We start from the raw sequence: 24,215 nt of genomic DNA, 5'->3' as shown, positions 1-24,215 counted from the left end.
GTCTTTGGATCTTCGGTTTTTTTTGACTTTTAAGGAAACATATAGTAGAGTGGAGGTGGAGAAAATCTTATTTGATGAGAAGAGAGTTAGAATCATGTATTTAACCTATCACTTTAAAGAACGCTTGCGCTTGTTTTTGAGTCTGTTTTTGCCGATTTTGATCTACCAATTGGCCAATTATTCAGCCAGCTTTGTCGATACAGCCATGACCGGTCATTACCGGACCCTTGATTTGGCTGGGGTTTCTACAGCTACCAGTCTGTGGAATCCATTTTTTACTTTCCTGACCGGGATTATCTCTGCTCTGACACCGATTGTCGGGCATCACTTAGGCAAGGGAAATAAAGAACGGATTGCTGGCGATTTTTACCAATTCCTCTATATGTCATTTGGTATGGCCATTCTCTTAATAGGCTTTGTTTGGGGCATTGCACCCATGATTCTCAAGCAGATCGGTTTAGAAAATGTTGTTGCCCAAATAGCCATTCGCTATTTATATTTCCTTTCTCTAGGAATCTTACCTTTGTTGCTCTTTAGTATCGTGCGGACCTTCCTCGATACCTTGGGAATGACGCGTCTATCCATGTACTTGATGCTCTTGCTTTTGCCTCTCAATGCTTGTTTTAACTATATCCTGATCTATGGGTCATTTGGCTTTCCTGAGATGGGAGGAGCAGGGGCAGGTCTCGGAACCTCTCTGGCCTACTGGGTCTTGCTGGCTATTGCAGTTTTGATCTTGTGCAAGCACCCTAAGGTAGCACCTTTCCAATTGTGGAAGCCGCAACCTTATGATTTTAAAGGGATGAAAGAAGTATTGCGCCTTGGGCTTCCAATCGGTGGAATTGTTTTTGCAGAAGTCATCATCTTCTCGCTGGTTGGCCTGTTAATGGCAAAATTCCCATCACTCACCATCGCTAGTCACCAATCGGCCATGAATTTTTCTACCCTGATGTATGCTTTCCCAGTCAGTATCTCGAGCACCATGGCTATTATCGTATCTTACGAACTGGGAGCAGGAAGACCAGAAGTGGTCAAACATTATTGCCGTTTGGGACGGCTGACAGCCTTTGGTTTTGCGATTGTCACCCTCGTCTTTCTTTATACATTCCGCTTCCAACTTGCGGGACTATACGGCAAGGATCCAGTCTTTGTGCAGCAAACTGCTATTTTCATGACCTATAGTCTCTTTTTCCAAGTAGCTGACACCTTTGCAGCACCCCTTCAAGGGATTTTGCGTGGTTATAAGGATACAACCGTTCCATTCTTATTAGGAGTTTTTAGTTATTGGTGTATTTCTATTCCTTTAGGGATTTTCCTTGATCATGCGACCAACCTTGGTCCCTATGCCTATTGGATTGGCCTAATTTCTAGCCTTGTCGTGAGTGGTATTTGCTACCAACTTCGGCTCTGGCAGGTCGAAAAAAAGCAAACAAACTAAACTAAAGTCTGGGAGACCAGGCTTTTTATGTACCGTAAATAGTATAAATTTTCTGAAAGTTCTTGACAATTGATATCAAAGTGGTAAGATTAGGAGGTAGAAATGAAGAACTAGAAGGAGAACAAGATGAGAAGTGATATGATCAAAATGGGGATCGACCGAGCACCAGCGCGTGGTCTCCTCTATGCAACAGGGCAAGTAAAATCAGCAAAGGATATGCAAAAGCCCTTTATTGCGATTTGTAACTCCTATATTGATATCGTTCCAGGGCATGTTCATCTGCGTGAATTAGCGGATATTGCTAAGGAGGCTATTCGCGAGGCTGGTGGGATCCCTTTTGAATTTAACACCATCGGTGTCGATGATGGGATTGCGATGGGTCATATCGGGATGCGTTATAGTTTGCCATCACGCGAGTTGATCGCAGATGCTGCTGAAACAGTCATCAATGCCCACTGGTTTGATGGTGTTTTCTATATTCCCAACTGTGATAAGATTACACCAGGAATGATTTTAGCTGCCATGCGGACCAATGTGCCTGCCGTATTTTGTTCTGGTGGACCCATGAAGGGCGGCGTTGACATGACGGGGCATCAGGCGACGCTCTCAAGTTTGTTTGAAGCTGTAGGTACTTATCAAGCTGGTGATATGGGCATGGATGAGCTGGATTTCTTGGAAAAAAATGCCTGCCCAACTTGTGGCTCTTGCTCTGGTATGTTTACTGCCAATTCCATGAACTGTTTGATGGAGGTATTAGGTCTTGCTCTTCCTGGAAATGGTACCATCCTAGCTGTTTCAGATGAAAGACGGGAATTGGTTCGCCAAGCGGCCAAACAATTGGTAGAGAATATTAAAAAGGATATCCGTCCACGGGATATCGTGACCAAAGAAGCCATCAACGATGCTTTTGCGCTCGATATGGCCATGGGTGGTTCAACCAATACGGTGCTTCATACGCTGGCTATTGCGCGTGAAGCGGGGATTGACTATGATCTCAAAGATATCAACGAAATTGCCAAGAAGACACCTTATCTCTCTAAAATTGCACCTTCAAGTGTTTACACTATGCATGATGTGCATGAAGCTGGTGGTGTTCCAGCCATTATCAATCAGTTGATCAAAAAAGGAGCCATCAAGGGTGATCGTATCACAGTTACTGGTAAAACCTTGAAAGAAAACGTAGCTGGTGCTGAAATCAAAAATAAAGAAATTATCCATCCAATCGAACATCCGATTTCACCTGTAGGTGGTTTGTCGATCCTTTACGGAAATATCGCTCAAGATGGGGCTGTTATCAAGGTCGGTGGGGTCGATCCATCTGTGACTACTTTCCGTGGTAAAGCTATTTGTTGCGATTCACAAGATCAAGCCCTTGAGTTGATTGACAATGGAACAGTTAAGAAGGGACATGTCGTTGTCATTCGTTACGAAGGTCCTCAGGGTGGTCCTGGTATGCCAGAGATGCTAGCACCAACTTCTAAGATTGTCGGGCGCGGTCTTGGTAAGGATGTGGCACTGATTACGGATGGTCGTTTCTCAGGAGCTACTCGTGGAATTGCTATTGGTCATGTTTCTCCAGAAGCAGCAGAAGGTGGGAATATCGCCCTAATCGAAGATGGGGATGAAATCGTGATTGACCTTCCAAATCGTACTATTGATTTGCTTGTCGATGATGCAACTCTTGCAGAACGTCGCAAACATTTGAAACCTTTCAAATCAAAAATCTCCAGTGGTTGGTTGCGTCGCTATACAGCCTTTGCCAAATCAGCCAATGTCGGCGGAACTTTGATGAGTGACGAAGAATTCGAAGAACGGAAAGCAGAACGTCAAGCTCAAGAAAAATAAGGAAAAGCCTTTCCTGCTATGTGATATCACAAGCAAGAAAGGCTTTTTTAGTGGAACCATTATTTGGTGCGCATTTCACCTTGAGGGAAGTAGGTTCCTTCAGGCATATCGTTAATGATGACGTGAACAGCTGACTGAGGAGCGCCAGTATTGCGGACAACAGCTTCGGTTACTTCCTTGGCCAAGGCTTTCTTTTGTTCCAAGGTGCGTCCTTCAAATAGGTCAATTCGTACAAATGGCATATGGCCACCTCCTAAATTTTTTATAGGACTATTTTATCACATTTTGGGATACAAAGCTTAGCAAAATTATGGTAAAATGATAATGAAACACATTTTAGAGAGAACAAAAGGAAAATGGCACAATTATATTATAAATATGGGACCATGAACTCGGGGAAAACCATTGAGATTTTGAAGGTGGCCCATAATTATGAAGAGCAAGGCAAGAGCGTCTTCATCATGACCTCGGCAATCGATACACGAGATGGAGTAGGAGTGGTTTCTAGTCGGATCGGTATGAAACGAGAAGCCGTTGCAATTGAAGACGATACGGATATCTTTGGCTTTATTAAAAACCAAACAATCAAACCTTACTGTGTGTTAATCGATGAAGCTCAGTTTTTGAAACGCCACCATGTCTATGACTTGGCAAGAGTCGTGGATGAACTGGATGTGCCGGTTATGGCTTTTGGCCTCAAAAATGATTTCCGAAATGAACTCTTTGAAGGTTCCAAACACCTCCTCTTGTTAGCCGACAAGATCGAGGAGATCAAAACCATCTGCCAATACTGTTCCCGCAAGGCAACCATGGTCTTGCGTACCCAAGCAGGTAGACCTGTCTATGATGGAGAGCAGATCCAGATCGGTGGACACGAGACCTATATCTCCGTTTGCCGCAAGCATTATTTTAATCCAGACATTCCAACTGAAAGCGTCTAGAACGTTTTAGAGAGGATAATAATGTCTATTTGTTTAAAAGATATTACAATAGAGAATTATTTTGACGTTTTAAATCTAGAAGTTCATCCAAACCAAAGGAATTTTATTGCATCCAATTCCATTAGTTTAGCTGAAGCCTATGTATATGATAAAAATGGTGATTTTATAGCTCCCTTAGCAGTTTATGATAAGGAAGTATTAGTTGGTTTTGTTATGATTGCCTATGACCAGAAAATTGGGATCAGCAAGGGGAACTACTTGTTATTTCGTTTTATGATCGATAAACGATTTCAAGGTTTAGGCTATTTTAAACCGACTATGGATGCAGTCATTGACTTTGTTCGAACAGAGCCAGCTGGAAAAGCAACAAGTCTTTGGTTATCTTATGAACCGGAAAATAATCAAGCGAGATCTTGCTATCTCCATTATGGATTTAAAGAAACTGGCGAAGTCATAGAAGACGAAATTGTAGCAATCTATGATCTAACAACCTAGAATTAAGGAGCAAACATGAATATCTATGATCAACTACAAGCTGTAGAAGACCGATACGAAGAGTTAGGAGAATTGTTGAGTGACCCCGATGTGGTCTCTGATACCAAACGCTTTATGGAGCTTTCAAAAGAAGAGGCTTCCACTCGTGATACGGTGACAGCATACCGAGAGTACAAGCAAGTCCTTCAAAACATTGTCGACGCTGAGGAAATGATTAAGGAAGCAGGCGGAGATGCTGATTTGGAAGAAATGGCCAAGCAAGAGCTAAAAGATGCTAAGGCTGAAAAAGAAGAGTACGAAGAAAAACTGAAAATCTTACTTCTTCCAAAAGATCCAAACGATGACAAGAACATTATCTTGGAAATCCGTGGAGCAGCAGGAGGAGACGAAGCCCAATTGTTTGCTGGCGACCTCTTACAAATGTACCAAAAATACGCAGAAAGCCAAGGCTGGCGCTTTGAAGTCATGGAAGCCTCCTACAATGGCGTTGGTGGGATCAAAGAAGTCGTAGCCATGGTTTCTGGTCAATCAGTTTATTCAAAACTCAAGTATGAATCTGGTGCCCACCGGGTGCAACGGGTTCCTGTGACAGAAAGCCAAGGTCGTGTCCATACTTCGACTGCCACAGTTCTGGTCATGCCAGAAATCGAAGAAGTCGAGTACGACATTGATCCAAAAGACCTTCGGATTGACATCTACCACGCATCTGGTGCGGGTGGACAGAACGTCAACAAGGTCGCAACAGCCGTTCGTATCGTCCACTTGCCAACCAATATCAAGGTCGAGATGCAAGAAGAACGGACGCAACAGAAGAACCGCGAAAAAGCCATGAAGATCATCCGTGCGCGTGTGGCTGACCACTTTGCTCAGATTGCCCAAGACGAGCAAGACGCTGAGCGGAAGTCTACTATCGGGACTGGTGACCGTTCAGAGCGGATCCGGACTTACAACTTCCCTCAAAACCGTGTGACCGATCACCGGATTGGCTTGACCCTTCAAAAACTGGATACCATCTTATCTGGTAAATTAGATGAAGTGGTCGATGCTTTGGTCTTGTATGACCAAACACAAAAACTAGAAGAGTTGAACAAATAATGTTGTTGGGACCATTATTAGCCCAGTATGAAGAAGAACTAATAGCCGTTGGAGAGGAAGCAGAAAGCCTCTCCTTCGCGTATCGTGCTTTAAAAAACTGGACCTTTACAGACTTTGTCCTTGCCTTGCAAAAAGAAGTGGAAGTAGAGGATCAGGCCTTGCTTGATTCCATCTTTGAGCAGTTGAAACATCACGTCCCTGCCCAGTATATTATTGGCAGTGCAGAATTTTATGGCCATGTTTTTACAGTGGATGAGCGCGTCTTGATCCCACGACCAGAAACAGAGGAGTTGGTGGATCTCATACTGGAGGAAAACGATGGGGAAGCCTTACGAGTTCTAGATATCGGAACAGGAAGTGGGGCCATTGCCATTAGCCTAGCCCTTGCTAGACCTTCCTGGCAGATTCAAGCTAGCGATGTCTCAGAAGAGGTTTTAGCACTGGCTCAAGAAAATGCCAAGCAGTTAGAAGCTGTCCTTGAATTCAAGTCGTCAGATGTACTGGACGAACTAGAAGGTCCTTATGACCTGATTGTGTCCAACCCTCCCTATATCTCTCGGGATGATGTAGAAGAGGTTGGAGCCAATGTTTTAGCCTCTGAACCCCACTTAGCACTTTTTGCGGATCGTGATGGATATGCCATCTACGAAAAGATTGCCCAGCAAGCACCAAGTGTTTTAACACCAGATGGAAAGATTTACCTAGAAATTGGCTATAAGCAAGGAAGCAAGGTAAAAGAGCTTTTTCAAGAGGCATTTCCCGATAGACGCGTTCGGGTTATGAAAGACCAATTTGGACAAGATAGAATGGTAGTAGTAGACAATGGATCACATTGAGAAAGAATTAGAAGCAGGACGTGTGGTTATTCTGCCAACTGAAACAGTCTATGGTATTTTCGCTAAAGCTTTGGATAAAGAGGCAGTTGATTACATTTACGAATTAAAACGTAGACCTAGAGAAAAGGCTCTGAATTTAAATGTAGCTGGCGAAGAAGATATTCGACTTTATTCGAAAAATCAACCTGGCTATTTAACAAAACTGATTGATTCGTTTTTACCAGGGCCTCTCACTATTATTCTTCAGGCGAATGACAAGGTGCCAGACTGGATTCATTCAGGCTTGGATACAGTTGGTTTCCGTATTCCGGCTCACCCAAAAACGTTGGAATTAATTCGTAAATACGGTCCTTTAGTTGGTCCTTCGGCCAATCTTTCAGGTCATGCAAGTGGAACAAAGTATAAGGCTATTATAAGCGAATTTGATCAAGTGGTTCCTGGTGTCGAGGATGATGAATTTCTGACTGGACAAGATTCAACTATTTTGGATATCTCTGGTTCCAAAGCAAGGATTTTGCGACAAGGTTCAATTACCAAAGCTGATTTGCTTGCACATGTGCCCGAGCTTTCCTTTGAGGATGATGAACTTCCTCAGTGATAATGTACATAAATAATTTTTTATAAAGGAGTAGACCCATGATTTTTGATAAAGAAGATTACAAAGCTTATGATGCAGACCTATGGAATGCGATCGCTAAAGAGGAAGAGCGTCAACAAAACAATATTGAGTTGATTGCTTCTGAAAATGTTGTCTCTAAGGCAGTGATGGCTGCTCAAGGGTCTATTCTGACAAATAAATATGCTGAAGGCTACCCTGGCCGTCGTTACTATGGCGGGACAGATGTGGTCGATGTGGTCGAAAGTCTCGCGATCGAACGGGCCAAAGAAATCTTTGGGGCTAAATTTGCGAACGTTCAACCGCATTCAGGAAGTCAGGCAAACTGTGCTGCCTATATGGCCTTGATTGAGCCTGGTGATACCGTAATGGGGATGGATCTAGCTGCCGGTGGGCATTTGACGCACGGAGCTTCTGTGAGTTTCTCTGGTCAAACCTATAACTTTGTGTCTTATAGTGTAGATCCTGAAACAGAGCTCTTGGATTTTGATGCCATCTTAAAACAAGCCCAAGAAGTGAAGCCAAAACTCATCGTTGCTGGTGCCTCAGCCTACTCTCATATTATTGATTTCTCAAAATTCCGTGAGATTGCTGATGCAGTAGGAGCTAAGCTCATGGTTGATATGGCCCATATCGCTGGTCTCGTGGCAGCAGGTCTTCATCCAAGTCCAGTTCCTTATGCCCATATCACGACTACGACCACTCACAAGACCCTTCGTGGACCTCGTGGAGGCCTAATCTTGACCAATGACGAGGAATTAGCTAAGAAAATTAACTCTGCTATTTTCCCTGGTATTCAAGGAGGACCGTTGGAGCATGTCATTGCAGCCAAAGCTGTCGCCTTCAAAGAAGCGCTGGATCCTGCCTTTAAAGAGTATGCAGCTAATGTGATTAAGAACAGTCAGGCCATGGCTGATGTCTTCTTGCAAGATCCTGATTTCCGTGTCATTTCAGGCGGAACAGAGAACCACCTTTTCCTTGTCGACGTCACTAAAGTCGTTGAAAATGGGAAAGTGGCGCAAAACTTGTTGGATGAAGTTAATATCACCCTCAACAAGAACTCTATTCCTTATGAAACCTTGTCTCCTTTTAAGACCAGTGGGATTCGGATTGGTGCAGCAGCCATCACCGCTCGTGGTTTTGGTGAAAAAGAAAGTCGCACCGTTGCTGAACTCATGATCAAAGCGCTGAAGAATGCGGATAATCAAGAAGTATTAGATGAAGTGCGTAGCCAAGTCAAAGCCTTGACAGACGCTTTTCCACTTTACGAGGACTAAACCATCTTATGGATATTTACGTAAAAAAAGCCATCATTCATCAATTTAGCCCTGACGATACCGATCTCTATCTAGCAGATAAATTTCTCAATATCACACCTAAAATTGAGGAATACTTGCGTAAGAAGATTGAACGGGTCTATTCCGATGAAGCCAGGACCGGTATTTTCGAAGAGGACAATCCTTTTCTTGAGATGATCTCAGATGACCTATTAGAAACCTCGGTTGCAGTAGCGAATCGTTGGAAGGAAGAATTTATCGTTTCTGAGAATCAAAAGACCAACGATTTGGTGTTCATTCAATTCTCAAAAGAAGGGGTAGACCATTTTGCCTTTCTTCGGATCGCCTTACGGGAAACCCTGACGCATCTTGGTGGTGAAGTGGACAATCCGATTAAGCTGACGCAAAATAATCTACCTGGTTTTGGGACTGGTGCTGATGAGGCCTTGGTCATCAATCTTCAAAGTCGCAAATACCACTTGATTGAAAAAAGGATCAAGTACAACGGGACGTTCTTGAACTATTTTTCGGAAAATCTGTTGCAGGCGCAACCCAAGATCTCTCCTAAAAAATCGATCAAGGCACTGGAAAAAACAGCCCAGAAGATTGCGGAAAGCTTTAACACAGACGATTTTCAATTTCAATCAAAGGTTAAATCAGCTATTTTTAACCATATTGAGGAAGAAAATAAACTCTCTCCTGAGAAATTAGCGGATGATCTCTTCAACGACAATCTGACAGCTCGCCTCAGTTTTATTGACCAAGTCAAAGAAGCTGTACCAGAGCCTGTCACCTTTGAAGAGATTGATGCAAGTCGCCAGTTGAAGAAGTTCGAAAATCAGAAATTGTCATTGTCAAATGGAATTGAACTAATCGTTCCGAATAATGTCTATGAAGATGCAGAATCTGTTGAATTTATTCTAAACGAGAACGGAACCTATTCTATTTTGATCAAAAATATTGAGGATATACAGAGTAAATAATGATTAAACGTATAGTGAAGATCTTCTTATTCATCTTACTAATATTTGGAATCTACAAGGGAATTCAGATCCATCATGACGTCAAACAAGTCATGCAGTACCGCTCCCTGGTTAGAGAAGTCCTTGCTGAGGAGGACACCACGGCCAATGAAAACCTCATTCTGGCTATGATCTATACGGAGACCAAAGGCCGTGAGGACGATGTCATGCAGGCGAGTGAGAGTGCAAGTGGTGAGACCAATACCATTAGTGATAATAAGGCTAGTATTCGCCAAGGAATTCAAACTCTTTCAGATGAGTTAAAAGAAGCCAAGAAAAAAGGCGTTGATAGCTGGACAGCGGTTCAAGCCTATAATTTTGGGAAAGACTACATCGATTACGTCGCAAAACACGGTGGAACAAATTCCCTCGAGTTGGCCCGCGCTTATTCACGAGATGTAGTGGCACCAAGTCTTGGCAATGTAACCGGTGAAACTTATCTTTACCTCCACCCTATCTCTCTTTTAAACGGGATGGAACTCTACATTAATGGGGGCAATATTTATTATTCCCGTTTGGTAGAAACCAATATGACGATTATGAAGTTATTTTCATGGTTTTAATCATTTTTCAAAGAGCCGATTGGCTCTTTTTTTAAGTCGATCAGTTCTGCCTCCGATTTTGAGGGATAATAAAAATGTCATGCATTCTTAAAAAAACTGTAAGCTAGTTTTAAGAAATCACCTGTATAATGAAAATCGAAGTGGGTAAACTTTTTATTTACTTCTTTTTTCATCTCTAGTGAGGTGAGAAAAGTAATAAGAGATGCCCAGAGTTGATTTGAGTTAGAAAGAAGAAAAAGATGAAATTAAAGAAGATTGCATTGTTTGTAACGACGACTTTAGCCTTGTTTACCGCTGTCCCTCGGGTTTCTGCAGATAACAATGTGCAGAAAGTCATCGACGAAACCTATGTCAAACCAGACTATGTTTTGGGCTATTCACTAGACCAAAGTCAAATCGAACAAACTTTGAGTCTCTTGAACTACGATAGTTCGAAAGATAAAGAAGAGTGGAAGACCATGACACCAGAGGTTTATTCTTCGATTATGAACGTTGCCAACGATGATAGTTTGGAACTTTATTCCTCTGTTAAAATTCAAAAATTAGGCAAAAATAAGCCACTAGAAGTCAATATCGTGACGCCTCAAAACATCACCAAGGTCACTGCAGATATGTATCGTAATGCAGCCGTTACACTTGGATTGGAGCATGCTCAAATTACAGTAGCTTCACCTATCCAAGTGACTGGAGAAAGTGCTTTAGCTGGGATCTATTACTCGCTTGAGAAAAATGGTGCCAAAGTTTCTCAAGAAAGCAAAGATCTGGCTCAAGAAGAGTTAAAGACTCTATCCGGGATCAATGAAGAAAACGCTGGTAAGAAAAACTTCGATGCGGATAAGTTAAACGTAGCATTGACCGACATAAAAACGGCAGTAGCCAATGCCAAACAGAACAATCAGGATTTAAGCAAGGATGATATTCGAAAGATCGTCGAAGAAACCCTTAAAAATTATAAGCTGGATACAACTGTGACAGGTAATCAGATCAATTTGATCGTAAATTTCGCAGTCAACCTCTCAAAGAGTAGCGTCATTAGCAGCAAAAGCTTTACCAAAACCTTGTCGGATCTGAAAGATAGTATCGTAGACAAGGCAGGCGATACCTTTAACAATATCAATCTCAATTTTGATACCAATGCTATTCTAAAAGACAGTGGAAATTTCTTCACAAATGCGTGGAATGCCATTGCCGGCTTCTTCGGAGCCATCTGGAATGCCATTGTCAAATTCTTTAGTGGTTTAGTTGGCTAAAAATAGCACAAAAGCACTGCAGACAATAAGTCAGAGTGCTTTTTGTGTGTGATTTCCTATTTTTATACTTAATTAGATATTTTATGTTATGCTCGTGAATCAAGGTCCCCCGGACCTTAAACTCGCTTTTCTATTTCTTGGCTCGTGAAAAAAAGGTCCCCCGGACCTTTTTTTTATTCCCACTCTACAGTTGCAGGTGGTTTACTTGTGATATCATAGACGATGCGGTTAACGTGGTCAACTTCGTTAACGATACGGACTGAGATTTTTTGGAGAACTTCCCAAGGAATTTTAGCGAAGTCAGCTGTCATTCCATCAATCGAAGTGATAGCGCGGATAGCGATAGTGTAGTCGTAAGTACGGCCGTCTCCCATAACACCTACTGAACGAACGCCAGTGTTAACAGTGAAGTATTGCCAGATATCGCGGTCAAGACCAGCTTTAGCGATTTCTTCACGAAGGATAGCGTCTGACTCACGAACAGTTTCGAGTTTTTCTTCAGTGATTTCCCCCATAACACGGATCGCAAGACCTGGACCTGGGAATGGTTGGCGCCATACGATGTGGTCTGGCATACCAAGCTCAGTACCAAGCGCACGAACTTCATCTTTATAAAGAGTGTTCAGTGGCTCGATCAGTTCAAACTGCATATCTTCTGGAAGTCCACCAACGTTGTGGTGAGACTTAATGGTTTGAGCAGTATCCGTACCAGACTCGATCACGTCAGTGTAGAGAGTTCCTTGTGCCAAGAATTTCACATCTTTGAGCTTACTTGCTTCGTCATCAAAGACATAAACAAACTCGTTACCGATGATCTTCCGTTTTTTCTCAGGATCAGATACACCAGCTAACTTATCAAGGAAACGTTTTGCAGCATCTGCTTTAACGATGTTCAAACCAAACTTACCACCAAGCATATCCATCACTTGATCAGCTTCGCCTTTACGAAGAAGACCGTGGTCTACAAAGATACAGATCAATTGATCGCCGATGGCTTTTTGAAGGAGAACCCCAACAACGGAAGAGTCAACACCACCTGAAAGACCAAGAAGGACACGTTTGTCTCCGACGGTTTCACGGATTTTTTTGATCTGCATGTCAATGAAGTTGTCCATGGTCCAGTCACCTTTAGCCCCACAGATGTTCAAGGCAAAGTTACGCAAGATGTCATAACCGTGAACAGAGTGACGAACCTCAGGGTGGAATTGGATTCCGTAGATTTTCTTGTCTGGATTTTCAATCGATGCAAATGGACAGTCAGCAGAAGTACCAGTGCGGATAAAGTCAGCCGGAATTTCTGTAACAGCATCCCCGTGGCTCATCAAGACCAATTGTTTGTCTGGTGTGCCGGCAAAAAGAGCAGAAGATTCTGTCAAAGTCAGTTCAGATTGACCATATTCGCGGTTACCAGCATCACCTGCAGGAACGACCTTCCCACCCAATTTATGGGTTAACAATTGCATCCCGTAACAGATTCCAAGGATTGGAATACCGAGTTCAAAAATTTCAGGATCGATATCAAAAGAACCTTCCTCGTATACAGAGTTTGGTCCACCTGAAAGAACGATCCCAACTGGATTGATTGCACGAACTTCATCAGCAGAAATCTTGTGGCTCTTCAACTCTGAGAAGACTCCAATTTCACGAATCCGACGTGAAATAAGCTGATTGTATTGGCTACCGTAGTCAAGCACGATGATTTTTTCAACATCATGCAAATCAGTTGATAGGTTTGTCATCTTATCCCCTTCTTAAAGAAATTTACTTTCCTCTATTCTAACACAAAAGCCTTGTCTTTACCAATCTCTGATTGAAGAATTAGGAATTTTACGCTACAATAGAGATAACACAGAGAAAGAGCAAGGTTATGATTCCAGCTTACATTCAAATTCATGATCAGATTAAGTCTGAGATTGATCAAAAAATATGGAAAATCGGGGAGCGTCTTCCCAGCGAACGCGATCTAGCTGAGAAATTTCAAGTGAGTCGGATGACGCTTAGGCAGGCTATTACCCTTCTGGTTGAAGAAGGAGTGCTTGAAAGACGTGTAGGAAGTGGTACCTTTATCACCAGCACGCGCGTCCAAGAAAAAATGCGAGGTACAACCAGTTTTACAGAAATTATGAAATCGCAAGGCAAGGAACCTTCTAGCCAAGTGATTTCTTACCGTAAAACCATTCCTAGCCTCCAAGAAGTGGATAAATTGGGCATCGATAAGACAGAGACCATCATTCGGATGGAACGGGTCCGGTATGCTGATGGGATCCCTGTTGTTTATGAAGTGGCCTCTATTCCAGAGAAATTTATTAAGAATTTCAATCGTGAAGAGGTTACCAGCCATTTCTTCCAAACCTTGGAGCGGCATGGCTATAAGATTGGGAAGTCGCACCAGACCATCTATGCGCGATTGGCCAAGGATAAGATTGCGGAGTACTTACAGATTTCAAAAGGGCAGGCTATTTTAGGTCTGACACAGGTTTCCTATTTTGAAGATGGGACGGCTTTTGAGTATGTAAAAAGTCAGTATGTCGGCGAGCGGTTCGAATTTTATTTAGAAAATAACTAAGCTCGCAAATCGTAAAAATAGAAAACTCTTCAAATGTGTGAGAGCTCACTCTCTTTGGCATTTGGGAGCTTTTTTTAGGTTGAAATCATTCTTTCTAAATAGTGATAGTACGGTCAAAAATAAAAGATTTAAAAATATTTTATTTTTTCTTCAATTTTTGATTTTTTTTACGAATTAATAGATAGAAGCTAGTTTTAGATCTAAAAAAAGATATAAGGCAGGAAAAAATGAAAAAAATTAAAATCGATGTGGTAGCTGTTCCCTTGAGTGGGCATCTGTACCCAACTTTAAATCTCGTTAAACCCTTATTAGATGATCCAACTATGGAAATCCGAATTTTCACGGGTCCTCAGAAAAAAGCCGTCGCAGAAAGTCTCGGCTTCACGGTCGTTCCGATTCTAGAGGACAAAGTAGAAGAATTTGAACGTGTGGCTAATAACGATAAAAAATACAATCTCTTTTCAGCTTATCGGCAATTGTCTAGGAGTCTTGATTTGATTAATCATGTATCGGATCAATTGCTAGAGGAGTGGCGTGTCAACCGTCCAGATATTGTCATTGCTGACTTTATCACTCTATCAGCAGGCTTTGTGGCAGAAGAGTTGGAAATTCCTTGGATTACCACCATGGCAACCCAATTTGCAATCGAAACTCCTTATGGTCCTCCTTGCTTCTTCGGAGGGATGGGAATCACGCGCACGAAGAAGGAAGAGAAGATCCAAGCACTATGCCGTAAACTCACGCGCATTGGAAAATACTGTGGGGCTTTCCTCTTACGCAAACGCTTAAAACGTTACAATTTCAAGTTGTACAATCAAAATGGAGTGGAGACCATCTACTCTCCTTATGCCATCTTTGGAATTGGTATGATGGAGCTAGAGTTGAAGACACATTTCCCTCATCAATATGCGTGGCTTGGCCCTTTGGGGACTTCTCTTGAAAAAGCAGAAGATTATCCTTTAGACATCAGTTCTTACGAGGACAAGACGAAGGTACTCGTGACATGTGGAACCCAGTTGCCTTGGGCAAAGGAGAATTTGCTAGAACAAACCAAGCAGTTGGCCAAAGAGCATCCAGAATGTCACTTTTTCGTCACCTTAGGAGATGGGGCAAAAGACTTTTCTGAAGAAGATGTAGCACCAAATGTGACGCTCGTCTCTTATCTGCCTTACAAAGAATATATTCCGCAGATGGACTATGTCATTCACCATGGAGGAGCTGGAATCTTTTATCAGTGTATCGAATTTAAAAAACCAGCCTTGATCTTGCCACATGATTATGACCAATTTGACTATGCGATTCGAGGAGTAGAAGCAGGAATTGCCTTTCAAGCTCATCGCAATCGCACCGAAGAGATTCAAGCAGGTTTTAATGCCCTATTAGAAAAAGAATCTTGGGAAAAGTTAGAAAGACTAAACAAACTTTCAAAAACCTACAAGCCGTTGGATACCTTGGAGTTTGAAATTCAACGATTATTAAGACGTGGAACGGATGGGAAACTATGAAAATACTTGTAACAGGTGCGACTGGCTTCCTTGGAAAATATGTGATCGATGAGTTGTTGGCTCACGATTATACCATTGTAGCTTTTGGCCGAAACGAAAAAAATGGGAAAGCTCTGGAAAATGATCGCGTCCAATTTATCAAAGGGGATTTGAGCTCTATTGAGGAATTAAGACAAGCCTTTCAGTCTGTTGATGCTGTTGTTCATGCAGGAGCTTTATCTTCCGCCTGGGGACCTTGGAAGGCCTTCTATCAGGCGAATGTAGTTGGTACTAAAAATGTCCTTGAATTGTGTCGTGAATATGCGGTAAAACGCTTGGTTTACGTTTCTTCTCCTAGTATTTACGCAGCTGGAAAAGATCAATTAAACATCAAGGAAAGTGATGCTCCAAAAGAAAATCACCTCAACAATTACATCCGAAGTAAATTGGCGTCTGAAAAACTTTTTTCTGACTATTCAGATGTGCCAAGTATCATCTTGCGTCCTAGAGGATTATTTGGTGTGGGGGATACCAGTATTTTGCCTCGTGTCTTACGCCTCAGTCGAAAAATTGGAATTCCTTTGATTCGAGGAGGAGAGCAGCTCATGGATATGACCTGTGTGGAAAATGTTGCCCTAGCCATTCGCTTGGCTCTGGAAGCAAAAGAAGCACACGGGCAGGTTTATAATATTACAAATGGGGAACCAAAGACCTTTAAGTATTTGATCGAAACCACACTAAAAGGATTGGGAGAACCGATTCGCTATCGGAAGATTCCAGCAGGTCTAGTAGCAGGTGCGGCCTATAGCCTTGAAGGAGTGTATCGATTATTCCATCTGAAAGCTGAACCTCCATTGACTCGCTATACCTATTATCTCCTTCGATATAGCCAAACCCTCGATATTCAAAAGGCCCAAACCGAACTTGGCTACTATCCAAAAATGACCATTGAAGAAGGGATTGACAACTATGTCCAACATGATCAAGCACATTGATTATTTCCCAGCAGGCTATTGCAGTAGTCATTCTGGACTCTTATTTAAGGGGATTCCAAATGAAAAAATGCAATTTCCTGCAGGTGTCTTTTTGATTCATCACCGTGAAAAAGGTTATATTTTGTACGATACCGGCTATCACTACGAGATTAAGAAAAAAGCTCGATATTTCTGGTACCGTCTAGCCACACCAATGCAGATGAAAAAGGAAGACCAGATCGATTATTTATTGCGAGAGCGTGGGATTGATCCAGCAGAAATTACTTATGTGATTCTTTCTCATTTGCACCCGGATCATCTCGGTGGAGCAGCCCTTTTTCCAAATGCTCATTTCTTTGTCAGTCAGGAAGTCTATGAGGTGTACCAAAAACCGAAATTTAAAGATCTGATTTTTAAAGAGTTTTTGCCAGCTGATTTCAAAGATCGGGTGACTTGTCTCAAAGCAGATCAAAGGCATCCTGCTTTCCCCTATCGCCCGACTACGGATCTTTTTGATGATGGGAGCATTCTTGTATCATCTATCGATGGGCATGCGAGAGGGCAAGGTTGTCTTTATCTGGATGAGCTCAAACTCTTCATCGGAGCAGATCTTTCTTGGGGAGTAGACCTCTTGCCTTTCACACGGCAAATGCGTCTCATTCCTTCCTTGGTTCAGGATGATAAGAAGGCTTATTTAAAAGGAGCTGATTTGCTGGAAACACTCTTGCACGATGGCATTCAAGTTGTGGTCAGCCACGACCCGCAAGATCGGATTGAAAGGATTTTAAATGAAAAAAATAGTCTTTCTGAAAACCTTTATTGAAACCAGATGGTGCCATCGATTCCGTTCAAGGGAAGCCTTAGAAAGGTACCAAAAAAAGCAATTGGCACGCTACCATGCATTTATCACCTCTCAATCTCCCTATTTCCAGACACATTCTCCCGAATCCTTTGGAACCATGGATAAAACCTTCATGATGACACATTTCAATGAACTCAATACCCTGGGAGTGGATCGAGATCAGGCTTTAGAAATGGCGATTCGCGGAGAACAGACGCGAGATTTTACCGAGATGAATGGAGAAGTAGCAGTAGGCTTGTCTTCTGGGACTTCAGGCCACCGAGGAGTTTTTGTCACCACAGAAAAAGAAAGAAGTATGTGGGCTGCAGCGATTCTAGCCAAGATGCTACCGAAAGGAAAACTCTTTGGTCATCGCATTGCCTTTTTCTTACGAGCGGACAATGAACTTTATCAAACCATTAATTCAGGCCTGATTCGCTTGGAATATTTTGATATTTTCAAGGATAGCAAGGAGCATTTAGAGCGTCTCAAAGACTATCAACCAACCATTGTGGTCGCACCAGCTTCAACCTTGATTGAGTTAGCCAACTATGTCAGTAATCAGCAACTTGCGATCCAACCTGTCAAGGTTGTTTCTGTCGCAGAGATTCTAGAAGATCGAGATGCTCAGACCATCGCCAAAGCTTTTCAACTAGACAAGGTTGATCAGGTCTACCAAGCGACAGAAGGATTTTTAGCTTGTACCTGTTCAGAAGGTAATCTTCACCTCAACGAAGATATTTTGTATGTCGAAAAAGAGTATCTGGACGATAGCCGCTTTTATCCGATTATTACGGATTTTAAACGAACGAGTCAACCCATCTATCGCTACCGACTCAATGATATTTTAGTAGAAGAAAAGTCTCCCTGTCCTTGTGGATCCGTTTTTACTCAAATCGCGAAAATCGAAGGACGATCGGACGATATCTTCTATTTCAAAAAAGTTGATGGGAACAGCCAAACCATCTATCCAGATTTTATTCGCCGGTGCATTTTATTCGTTGAAAATATTCAGGACTATCAAGTGACTCAGCTGGCAGATGGATCTATTACCATCGCCTTGAGTCATCGTTCCGACTTTATTGAGAAAGCGATCTTTGCCCAATTTGAACTCTTGGCTCAACAAAAACAATTCATCCTCCCAAGTATTCAATTTATCGATTACCAATGGGACCCAACACGTAAATTAAAACGTGTTCAACGACTTCAATAAAAGGAGAATCCTATGACTACTGTAAAAAGACATTTGCAAATTAAAGGCTATGGAACAGCGCTTCCAGTTTATACGGTAACTTTCAAAGACCAGACTCGTTACCGTGTGAAAGAAGGAGAAGAAACACAGATTGATCTTGCAGCGCGTGCGATTGAAGCGGCTTTAAACCATGCGGGACTTGAAATGTCAGACATCGACTGCCTGGTTTCGGCTAGTGCAGTTGGTGTTCAGCCCATTCCTTGTACAGCAGCTCTTATCCATGAGCGCGTGGCCAAGGGACTGACGATTCCTGCTATGGATATCAATACCACTTGTACCAGTTTTGTATCTGCTTTAAGCACTGTCTCTTATCTGATTGAAGGTGGTGAATACCGTCGGGTGCTGATTGTATCTAGTGAAGTAGGAAGCCTAGGGCTGAATCCCAAACAAAAAGAAAGCTTTGAATTGTTTAGTGATGGAGCTACAGCCTTTATTTTTGAAGCAACAAAGGAAGATAAAGGAATCATTGCCAGTATGCAACGTACCTGGTCTGAGGGAGCCCATGATACTGAAATTCGTGGTGGTTTGACAGCTTATCATCCGAAATTGTACTCTGAAGCAACCAAGACTGATTTCATGTTTGATATGAAAGGGAAGAAGATTCTTTTGCTTTCTGCCCGTGTTATTCCAGAAATGTTCCAAGAATTCCAAGAGAAATCAGGCATTTCTAAAGATGCTGTAGACTACATTATCCCTCACCAAGCAAGCCGTGCCTTGCCACTCGTCATGGACAAATTGGGAGTTAGCAAAGACAAGTACCTCAATATTGTCAGTGATTATGGTAATATGGTTTCGGTAGCCGTGCCTTTCGGCCTAGCCTATGCACTGGATCATGGCTATGTGAAGGAAGGAGATACCATCTTTTTAATGGGAACTGCAGCAGGGATGACGGTCAATATGTTGGCACTGAAACTCTAATGATAGATACTCTTATTTCAAGCTCAAAAAGCATCAAGTCCCGCTAGTCTTTAGCGGGCTTTTTTGATATAATGAAAGGTATGGAAATTGAGAAAACCAACCGAATGAATGCGCTCTTTGAGTTTTATGCAGCGCTCTTGACGGACAAGCAGATGAACTACATCGAGCTCTATTACGCAGATGACTACAGCTTGGCTGAGATTGCAGAAGAGTTTGGAGTGAGCCGTCAAGCGGTCTATGACAATATTAAACGTACAGAAAAAATTTTGGAAGATTACGAAATGAAACTCCATATGTATTCCGATTACATTGTACGCAGCCAGATTTTTGATCAGATTTTAGAACGCTATCCGGAAGATACTTTTCTACAAGAGCAGGTTGAAATTTTATCAAGCATTGATAATCGGGAGTGATTATGGACAGTCTCGTCATTTATCAAGGAATACCTTGCAAACTATTAGTCGCAGAGGAAGTATTTCCTACTCGACTACAGATTATCTCGCCCAATGATATCTCCAAAGCTATGCAAATAGGTTTTAGCTGTTGGGGATATCCAAATGAAATCATGAAAGAAGTCACACCCGAAGAACTAGAATGTTTGCAACATTTCGGACGATTTCCACTGAATTGAAAAAATAGGAGAAAATAATGGCATTTGAAAGTTTAACCGAACGTTTACAGAACGTCTTTAAAAATCTTCGTAAGAAAGGGAAAATCTCTGAAGCGGATGTCCAAGAGGCAACCAAAGAAATTCGTCTAGCCCTCTTAGAGGCCGACGTTGCCCTCCCTGTTGTAAAAGACTTTATCAAACGCGTCCGCGAGCGGGCCGTAGGTCATGAGGTCATTGAAACCCTGAATCCTGCCCAACAAATCGTGAAGATTGTCGATGAAGAATTGACTGCGATTTTGGGTTCAGAAACAGCAGAAATTATCAAATCTCCAAAGATTCCAACCATTATCATGATGGTCGGTCTTCAAGGGGCTGGTAAAACAACTTTTGCTGGGAAATTAGCTAATAAATTAGTCAAGGAAGAAAAAGCGCGTCCTTTGATGATTGCGGCCGATATTTATCGTCCAGCGGCCATCGACCAGTTGAAGACCCTTGGTCAACAGATCAATGTCCCTGTCTTCTCACTTGGTACAGAAGTCCCTGCAGTAGAGATCGTTCGTCAAGGTTTGGAACAGGCGAGAGCCAATCACAATGACTATGTCTTGATCGATACGGCTGGTCGTCTGCAAATCGATGAAAAACTCATGGGTGAGTTGCGTGAGGTCAAAGCCCTTGCTGAACCAAATGAAATCCTCTTGGTTGTCGATGCTATGATCGGTCAAGAAGCGGCCAATGTGGCGCGTGAGTTCAATGAACAGCTCGAAGTGACTGGGGTCATCTTGACCAAGATCGATGGGGATACCCGTGGTGGTGCGGCCCTTTCTGTCCGTCAGATTACTGGGAAGCCAATCAAGTTCACTGGTACTGGTGAAAAAATCACTGATATCGAAACCTTCCACCCAGACCGCATGTCTGGTCGGATCCTCGGTATGGGGGATATGCTGACGCTGATCGAGAAGGCTTCTCAAGAATACGATGAGAAACGCTCTCTTGAACTCGCTGAGAAGATGCGGGAAAATACCTTCGATTTCAATGACTTCATCGATCAATTAGACCAAGTTCAAAACATGGGACCAATGGAAGATCTGCTCAAAATGCTTCCAGGGATGGCCAACAATCCAGCTATGAAGAACCTCAAGGTCGATGAACGAGAAATTGCTCGCAAACGTGCGATCGTATCATCCATGACCCCAGCTGAACGCGAAAATCCAGATTTATTAAATCCAAGCCGTCGTCGTCGGATTGCTGCTGGATCAGGAAACAGCTTTGTCGAAGTCAACAAATTCATCAAAGACTTTAACCAAGCCAAGCAGATGATGCAAGGCGTCCTCTCTGGCGACATGAACAAGATGATGAAACAAATGGGCCTCAATCCAAATAACATGCCGAAAAACATGCCTGGTGGAATGCCGGATATGTCTGCCCTCGAAGGCATGATGGGACAAGGTGGCATGCCTGACTTGTCAGCTCTTGGCGGAGGCGCTGGAATGCCTGATATGAGCCAAATGTTTGGTGGTGGTCTCAAAGGAAAAGCCGGCGAATTCATGATGAAACGGGCGATGAACAAGATGGCCAAACAAATGCGCAAGAATAAGAAAAAGCGGAAATAATCATTTCTAGCAAGGGCCTGGAACACACTGTTCTGGGTTCTTTTAGAAACTAGTACTAGAGGAAACATGTTAAAAAAACTATTTCAACAACTCATTCGTTTCTTTGGAAGACTCTTTTCTTCGCACAGCAAGCCCTTTGAATTCCCAAAAGGGTCGAAGAAACCACCGATCAGACCGATTATCTTTGTACCTGGGAGTTCAGCCAGTATTCAGCGTTTCAATGGAACAATTCGTATGCTCCATCGCTTTTCTAGAAAAAAGCAAAGTCTCTTAAAAATAAAGGTCAATAAAGATGATTCTATAGAGATGGAAGGAAGACTAAATACAAAAGAGCCAAACCCTATGATTGTGATTGGCTTTGAGAATAATCGAGATGGCTACAGCAATATCAAGCAGCAAATCGAATCCCTTAAAATTGCTTTAACCTATCTTCTTGATCACTATCATTTTACTGAGTTTAAGGCAGTGGGTCACTCTAATGGTGGACTGGTTTTGACTGGTTTATTGGAAAGTGGCTTTTTAGAGAAAAAGAAGGTGACCGTGAGCAAGCTCGCTATTATTGGTAGTCCTTACCAATTCAATCAAGAAATGTATGACGATTTTCAAAAATGGAAGCATCGCTTAGAAAAAGAAGTAGAGGTCCTTAACTTTGTCGGTAGCTTTGCTGGGAAATCAGACGGGATCGTCCCCCTTTCTAGTGCACAAGCAGCACAATCTATTTTTGAGAAACAAGCCTATACAGAAGTGAATTTAAACGGTCGTAAGGCTCATCATTCAGCTTTACCCACTAATCCAGATCTAGTAAAACAATTAAGTCTGTTTTTGAATCTATAATTAAATTACATAATTTCGGTTATGTAATTTTTATTTGTCTCTTGCAATCCTTAGGTAAATATGGTACATTTTTGGTAGCGATTACACATGCTTAAGGAGGATTTTATGAAAGATCCCAAATTATTAGAAACAATGAAAGATTACAAGGGACGGGATGAGGTTCCCGCAGATTTTGATGCTTTTTGGAATCAAGCCCTAGCAAAGATTACTGAACTGCCAGAATACAAGCTCGAAGAACGAGATTTCAGCATTCCAAATGTGATTTGTTATGAATTAACCTTTAAAGGAACACGAGATGGGCTTGTTTATTCAAGAATGATCCTTCCTAAAACGGATCAAAAGGTTCCCGTTATTTTCCATTTTCATGGCTATATGGGCCGTTGTTGGGATTGGGCTGATATGTTAGCTTATACAGTAGCCGGCTATGGTGTTGTGTCTATGGATGTGAGAGGGCAGTCAGGCTATTCAACCGACGGAGATCGCTCGCCATTTGGAAATACGGTAAAAGGACAGATTATCCGCGGAGCTGTGGAAGGTCCGGATGAGCTCTTTTATAAGGATGTCTACTTAGATCTTTACCAGTTAATTGAAATTGTAGCCAACCTTCCTCAAGTAGATGACAGCAAACTTGCCAGCTACGGAGCCTCTCAAGGTGGTGCCCTGGCCCTGATTGCTGCTGGATTAAATCCCCGAATCCAACGAACAGTCGCCATTTATCCATTCTTATCGGATTTCAGACGGGTATTAGAGATCGGAAATACCAGTGAGGCCTATGACGAGCTTTTCCGTTATTTCAAGTTCCATGATCCGTTCCACGAAACCGAAGATCGTTTAATGCAGACATTGGCCTATATTGATGTAAAAAACTTTGCCCATCGCATCAAAGGACAGGTTCACATGATTACAGGGCTGGATGATGATGTCTGTTATCCTGAAACGCAGTTTGCCATTTATAATCGATTAGAATGTCCAAAAGAGCATTTAATCATGCCAGAATATGCCCACGAAGCTATGAATGTTCAAGTCAATGACCGAGTCTATAATTGGCTCTGTGGTAGCAAGATTCCATTTCGATATGTAGAAAAATAAGTTAGAGAAGAAAATAATCAGTAGATCCATGAGATTTGCTGATTTTATTGTGTTTAAAAGGAATCTATTATAGATAGAGATACAAAACAGTCCTATATAAACTAAAAGTATATGTACAATTGACTTAACAAGAGCTAAACCATTGATACAACTGAATTAGAAGCATAAAGTACATTCTTTAAAAAGTGTACTTTATTTTCGTTTTGTACATTATTCTGGAGTGGTTTTTTGTATGTTTTCTAGTACATAATATCCTCTAATCGAAGAAATTGATTTGTACATTTTTTACTCAAGTAATAGCAGAAGAAGTGGTGGTTCAATTGTACATTTTTAAAAATAAAGTAGCTATTTTATTGATAGCTACTGTTCTTGTGTTTAAACTTCTTTATTAAGTTCATTTAATAAAGTGTTAATTTTTGATTCAACCGATACTCTTGTCACTTTTAAGATGTTTTCTGGTTTTAAAGAAGGATTGTTAGGATTGTTCACTTCAAAACAATTTTCGTAATTTTTCAATTCAGGGACTGCTTCGTACCATTTTGCAAAGGAACGAGTAAGAATTATTATCACTCTATCATCTTTGTCATCGATTCTTTTTTTTATTTTTTCAAAGAGGAATTTTTGTGTAGGAAGGTAATCTTTTATTTTTCTATTACTAT

At 41.9% G+C, this 24,215-nt stretch carries 24 protein-coding genes and 1 pseudogene; 22 read left to right on the top strand and 3 right to left on the bottom strand.

Features of this window, described 5'->3' with window-relative positions:
• The first annotated feature begins 94 nt into the window (after positions 1–94).
• Together HMPREF2704_RS10620 and ilvD are read left to right on the top strand one after the other, a co-directional pair.
• Positions 95–1,438 carry an MATE family efflux transporter gene (locus HMPREF2704_RS10620; RefSeq protein ID WP_070846589.1) on the top strand — a complete coding sequence of 448 codons (1,344 nt, stop codon included), beginning with the start codon at positions 95–97 and terminating at the stop codon, positions 1,436–1,438.
• 126 nt (positions 1,439–1,564) lie between these two features.
• The gene (gene ilvD, locus HMPREF2704_RS10615; protein WP_049474932.1) at positions 1,565–3,283 is read left to right on the top strand and encodes a dihydroxy-acid dehydratase; all 1,719 of its coding nucleotides are present in this window, start codon (positions 1,565–1,567) and stop codon (positions 3,281–3,283) included.
• Between the two features lie 59 nt (positions 3,284–3,342).
• On the opposite strand, the gene HMPREF2704_RS10610 is transcribed toward ilvD, so the two are convergent.
• Complete coding sequence (locus HMPREF2704_RS10610) at positions 3,343–3,525, bottom strand: 4-oxalocrotonate tautomerase (RefSeq protein WP_001117401.1); 183 nt, start codon at positions 3,523–3,525, stop codon at positions 3,343–3,345.
• Positions 3,526–3,639: 114 nt separating this feature from the next.
• On the opposite strand from HMPREF2704_RS10610, the gene HMPREF2704_RS10605 reads away from it, so the two are divergent.
• The 9 genes from HMPREF2704_RS10605 (at position 3,640) to HMPREF2704_RS10565 (ending at position 11,378) form a co-directional block, all read left to right on the top strand.
• Positions 3,640–4,224: a thymidine kinase gene (locus HMPREF2704_RS10605; protein ID WP_070846588.1), complete on the top strand. Its 585-nt coding sequence runs from the start codon at positions 3,640–3,642 to the stop codon at positions 4,222–4,224.
• 21 nt (positions 4,225–4,245) lie between these two features.
• Positions 4,246–4,719, top strand: a complete 474-nt coding sequence (locus tag HMPREF2704_RS10600; RefSeq protein ID WP_049522978.1) for a GNAT family N-acetyltransferase — start codon at positions 4,246–4,248, stop codon at positions 4,717–4,719.
• 15 nt (positions 4,720–4,734) lie between these two features.
• A complete protein-coding gene (prfA, locus tag HMPREF2704_RS10595) occupies positions 4,735–5,814 on the top strand; it encodes a peptide chain release factor 1 (protein ID WP_003007273.1) in 1,080 nt (359 codons plus the stop codon).
• Positions 5,814–6,650, top strand: a complete 837-nt coding sequence (gene prmC, locus HMPREF2704_RS10590; RefSeq protein ID WP_049474935.1) for a peptide chain release factor N(5)-glutamine methyltransferase — start codon at positions 5,814–5,816, stop codon at positions 6,648–6,650. The genes prfA and prmC overlap by 1 nt, the downstream gene beginning before the upstream one ends.
• The gene (locus HMPREF2704_RS10585; protein WP_049474936.1) at positions 6,637–7,248 is read left to right on the top strand and encodes an L-threonylcarbamoyladenylate synthase; all 612 of its coding nucleotides are present in this window, start codon (positions 6,637–6,639) and stop codon (positions 7,246–7,248) included. Before prmC ends, HMPREF2704_RS10585 begins: the two co-directional genes overlap by 14 nt.
• Before the next feature lie 38 nt (positions 7,249–7,286).
• Positions 7,287–8,543, top strand: a complete 1,257-nt coding sequence (gene glyA / locus HMPREF2704_RS10580) for a serine hydroxymethyltransferase (protein WP_021153188.1) — start codon at positions 7,287–7,289, stop codon at positions 8,541–8,543.
• Between the two features lie 8 nt (positions 8,544–8,551).
• Positions 8,552–9,526: a nucleoid-associated protein gene (locus tag HMPREF2704_RS10575; protein WP_049522980.1), complete on the top strand. Its 975-nt coding sequence runs from the start codon at positions 8,552–8,554 to the stop codon at positions 9,524–9,526.
• Positions 9,526–10,128, top strand: a complete 603-nt coding sequence (locus HMPREF2704_RS10570; RefSeq protein ID WP_003007284.1) for a lysozyme family protein — start codon at positions 9,526–9,528, stop codon at positions 10,126–10,128. The genes HMPREF2704_RS10575 and HMPREF2704_RS10570 overlap by 1 nt, the downstream gene beginning before the upstream one ends.
• A gap of 239 nt (positions 10,129–10,367) precedes the next feature.
• Positions 10,368–11,378 carry a DUF1002 domain-containing protein gene (locus tag HMPREF2704_RS10565; protein WP_070846587.1) on the top strand — a complete coding sequence of 337 codons (1,011 nt, stop codon included), beginning with the start codon at positions 10,368–10,370 and terminating at the stop codon, positions 11,376–11,378.
• A 173-nt stretch (positions 11,379–11,551) separates the two neighbouring features.
• Here HMPREF2704_RS10565 and guaA read toward each other — a convergent pair whose 3' ends face one another.
• Positions 11,552–13,117 (bottom strand): glutamine-hydrolyzing GMP synthase, encoded by a 1,566-nt coding sequence (gene guaA, locus HMPREF2704_RS10560; RefSeq protein ID WP_003012033.1) that lies wholly within the window; start codon positions 13,115–13,117, stop codon positions 11,552–11,554.
• A gap of 128 nt (positions 13,118–13,245) precedes the next feature.
• Between guaA and HMPREF2704_RS10555 the strand changes: the two genes are divergently transcribed.
• From HMPREF2704_RS10555 to HMPREF2704_RS10505, 11 genes are all read left to right on the top strand, one after another.
• Entirely contained in the window at positions 13,246–13,944 is a 699-nt protein-coding gene (locus tag HMPREF2704_RS10555; RefSeq protein WP_003007291.1) for a GntR family transcriptional regulator, read from the top strand.
• A 227-nt stretch (positions 13,945–14,171) separates the two neighbouring features.
• Entirely contained in the window at positions 14,172–15,449 is a 1,278-nt protein-coding gene (locus tag HMPREF2704_RS10550) for a glycosyltransferase (RefSeq protein WP_070846586.1), read from the top strand.
• Positions 15,446–16,423 (top strand): NAD-dependent epimerase/dehydratase family protein, encoded by a 978-nt coding sequence (locus HMPREF2704_RS10545; RefSeq protein ID WP_031573276.1) that lies wholly within the window; start codon positions 15,446–15,448, stop codon positions 16,421–16,423. The genes HMPREF2704_RS10550 and HMPREF2704_RS10545 overlap by 4 nt, the downstream gene beginning before the upstream one ends.
• Positions 16,398–17,225 carry an MBL fold metallo-hydrolase gene (locus HMPREF2704_RS10540; protein WP_070846585.1) on the top strand — a complete coding sequence of 276 codons (828 nt, stop codon included), beginning with the start codon at positions 16,398–16,400 and terminating at the stop codon, positions 17,223–17,225. The genes HMPREF2704_RS10545 and HMPREF2704_RS10540 overlap by 26 nt, the downstream gene beginning before the upstream one ends.
• Complete coding sequence (locus HMPREF2704_RS10535) at positions 17,191–18,456, top strand: F390 synthetase-related protein (RefSeq protein WP_061591073.1); 1,266 nt, start codon at positions 17,191–17,193, stop codon at positions 18,454–18,456. The genes HMPREF2704_RS10540 and HMPREF2704_RS10535 overlap by 35 nt, the downstream gene beginning before the upstream one ends.
• 12 nt (positions 18,457–18,468) lie before the next feature.
• Entirely contained in the window at positions 18,469–19,413 is a 945-nt protein-coding gene (locus HMPREF2704_RS10530) for a 3-oxoacyl-[acyl-carrier-protein] synthase III C-terminal domain-containing protein (RefSeq protein WP_049522987.1), read from the top strand.
• 80 nt (positions 19,414–19,493) lie between these two features.
• Positions 19,494–19,826, top strand: coding sequence for a putative DNA-binding protein (locus HMPREF2704_RS10525; protein ID WP_003001435.1), 333 nt, complete (start codon positions 19,494–19,496; stop codon positions 19,824–19,826).
• A gap of 2 nt (positions 19,827–19,828) precedes the next feature.
• Positions 19,829–20,044 carry a hypothetical protein gene (locus HMPREF2704_RS11615; RefSeq protein ID WP_042766187.1) on the top strand — a complete coding sequence of 72 codons (216 nt, stop codon included), beginning with the start codon at positions 19,829–19,831 and terminating at the stop codon, positions 20,042–20,044.
• A 17-nt stretch (positions 20,045–20,061) separates the two neighbouring features.
• On the top strand, positions 20,062–21,633 hold the full coding sequence (gene ffh / locus HMPREF2704_RS10515; protein WP_049522988.1) for a signal recognition particle protein: 1,572 nt from the start codon (positions 20,062–20,064) through the stop codon (positions 21,631–21,633).
• A gap of 66 nt (positions 21,634–21,699) precedes the next feature.
• On the top strand, positions 21,700–22,467 hold the full coding sequence (locus HMPREF2704_RS10510) for an alpha/beta hydrolase (protein ID WP_070846584.1): 768 nt from the start codon (positions 21,700–21,702) through the stop codon (positions 22,465–22,467).
• A gap of 105 nt (positions 22,468–22,572) precedes the next feature.
• The gene (locus HMPREF2704_RS10505; protein ID WP_070846583.1) at positions 22,573–23,556 is read left to right on the top strand and encodes an acetylxylan esterase; all 984 of its coding nucleotides are present in this window, start codon (positions 22,573–22,575) and stop codon (positions 23,554–23,556) included.
• Between the two features lie 375 nt (positions 23,557–23,931).
• On the opposite strand, the pseudogene HMPREF2704_RS10500 reads toward HMPREF2704_RS10505, so the two are convergent.
• Positions 23,932–24,215, bottom strand: a pseudogene (locus HMPREF2704_RS10500) (hypothetical protein); the annotation flags it as partial.

The sequence above is a fragment of the Streptococcus sp. HMSC076C09 genome (assembly GCF_001837905.1).
Classification (GTDB): Bacteria; Bacillota; Bacilli; order Lactobacillales; family Streptococcaceae; genus Streptococcus; species Streptococcus parasanguinis_I.
The sequence above is the reverse complement of the archived record's forward strand: the minus strand, read 5'-3'. Positions and strand labels throughout refer to the sequence as shown.

Excerpts from the sequence above, each read along its gene's own strand:
- HMPREF2704_RS11615 (WP_042766187.1), top strand. The coding sequence starts at position 19,829 with ATGGACAGTCTCGTCATTTATCAAGGAATACCTTGCAAACTATTAGTC.
- prmC (WP_049474935.1), top strand. The coding sequence starts at position 5,814 with ATGTTGTTGGGACCATTATTAGCCCAGTATGAAGAAGAACTAATAGCC.
- ffh (WP_049522988.1), top strand. The coding sequence starts at position 20,062 with ATGGCATTTGAAAGTTTAACCGAACGTTTACAGAACGTCTTTAAAAAT.
- HMPREF2704_RS10620 (WP_070846589.1), top strand. The coding sequence starts at position 95 with ATGTATTTAACCTATCACTTTAAAGAACGCTTGCGCTTGTTTTTGAGT.
- HMPREF2704_RS10585 (WP_049474936.1), top strand. The coding sequence starts at position 6,637 with ATGGATCACATTGAGAAAGAATTAGAAGCAGGACGTGTGGTTATTCTG.
- HMPREF2704_RS10530 (WP_049522987.1), top strand. The coding sequence starts at position 18,469 with ATGACTACTGTAAAAAGACATTTGCAAATTAAAGGCTATGGAACAGCG.
- HMPREF2704_RS10505 (WP_070846583.1), top strand. The coding sequence starts at position 22,573 with ATGAAAGATCCCAAATTATTAGAAACAATGAAAGATTACAAGGGACGG.
- glyA (WP_021153188.1), top strand. The coding sequence starts at position 7,287 with ATGATTTTTGATAAAGAAGATTACAAAGCTTATGATGCAGACCTATGG.
- HMPREF2704_RS10575 (WP_049522980.1), top strand. The coding sequence starts at position 8,552 with ATGGATATTTACGTAAAAAAAGCCATCATTCATCAATTTAGCCCTGAC.
- HMPREF2704_RS10610 (WP_001117401.1), bottom strand. The coding sequence starts at position 3,525 with ATGCCATTTGTACGAATTGACCTATTTGAAGGACGCACCTTGGAACAA.
- prfA (WP_003007273.1), top strand. The coding sequence starts at position 4,735 with ATGAATATCTATGATCAACTACAAGCTGTAGAAGACCGATACGAAGAG.
- HMPREF2704_RS10540 (WP_070846585.1), top strand. The coding sequence starts at position 16,398 with ATGTCCAACATGATCAAGCACATTGATTATTTCCCAGCAGGCTATTGC.
- HMPREF2704_RS10535 (WP_061591073.1), top strand. The coding sequence starts at position 17,191 with ATGAAAAAAATAGTCTTTCTGAAAACCTTTATTGAAACCAGATGGTGC.
- HMPREF2704_RS10510 (WP_070846584.1), top strand. The coding sequence starts at position 21,700 with ATGTTAAAAAAACTATTTCAACAACTCATTCGTTTCTTTGGAAGACTC.
- HMPREF2704_RS10605 (WP_070846588.1), top strand. The coding sequence starts at position 3,640 with ATGGCACAATTATATTATAAATATGGGACCATGAACTCGGGGAAAACC.
- HMPREF2704_RS10545 (WP_031573276.1), top strand. The coding sequence starts at position 15,446 with ATGAAAATACTTGTAACAGGTGCGACTGGCTTCCTTGGAAAATATGTG.
- HMPREF2704_RS10600 (WP_049522978.1), top strand. The coding sequence starts at position 4,246 with ATGTCTATTTGTTTAAAAGATATTACAATAGAGAATTATTTTGACGTT.
- ilvD (WP_049474932.1), top strand. The coding sequence starts at position 1,565 with ATGAGAAGTGATATGATCAAAATGGGGATCGACCGAGCACCAGCGCGT.
- HMPREF2704_RS10565 (WP_070846587.1), top strand. The coding sequence starts at position 10,368 with ATGAAATTAAAGAAGATTGCATTGTTTGTAACGACGACTTTAGCCTTG.
- guaA (WP_003012033.1), bottom strand. The coding sequence starts at position 13,117 with ATGACAAACCTATCAACTGATTTGCATGATGTTGAAAAAATCATCGTG.
- HMPREF2704_RS10555 (WP_003007291.1), top strand. The coding sequence starts at position 13,246 with ATGATTCCAGCTTACATTCAAATTCATGATCAGATTAAGTCTGAGATT.
- HMPREF2704_RS10570 (WP_003007284.1), top strand. The coding sequence starts at position 9,526 with ATGATTAAACGTATAGTGAAGATCTTCTTATTCATCTTACTAATATTT.
- HMPREF2704_RS10525 (WP_003001435.1), top strand. The coding sequence starts at position 19,494 with ATGGAAATTGAGAAAACCAACCGAATGAATGCGCTCTTTGAGTTTTAT.
- HMPREF2704_RS10550 (WP_070846586.1), top strand. The coding sequence starts at position 14,172 with ATGAAAAAAATTAAAATCGATGTGGTAGCTGTTCCCTTGAGTGGGCAT.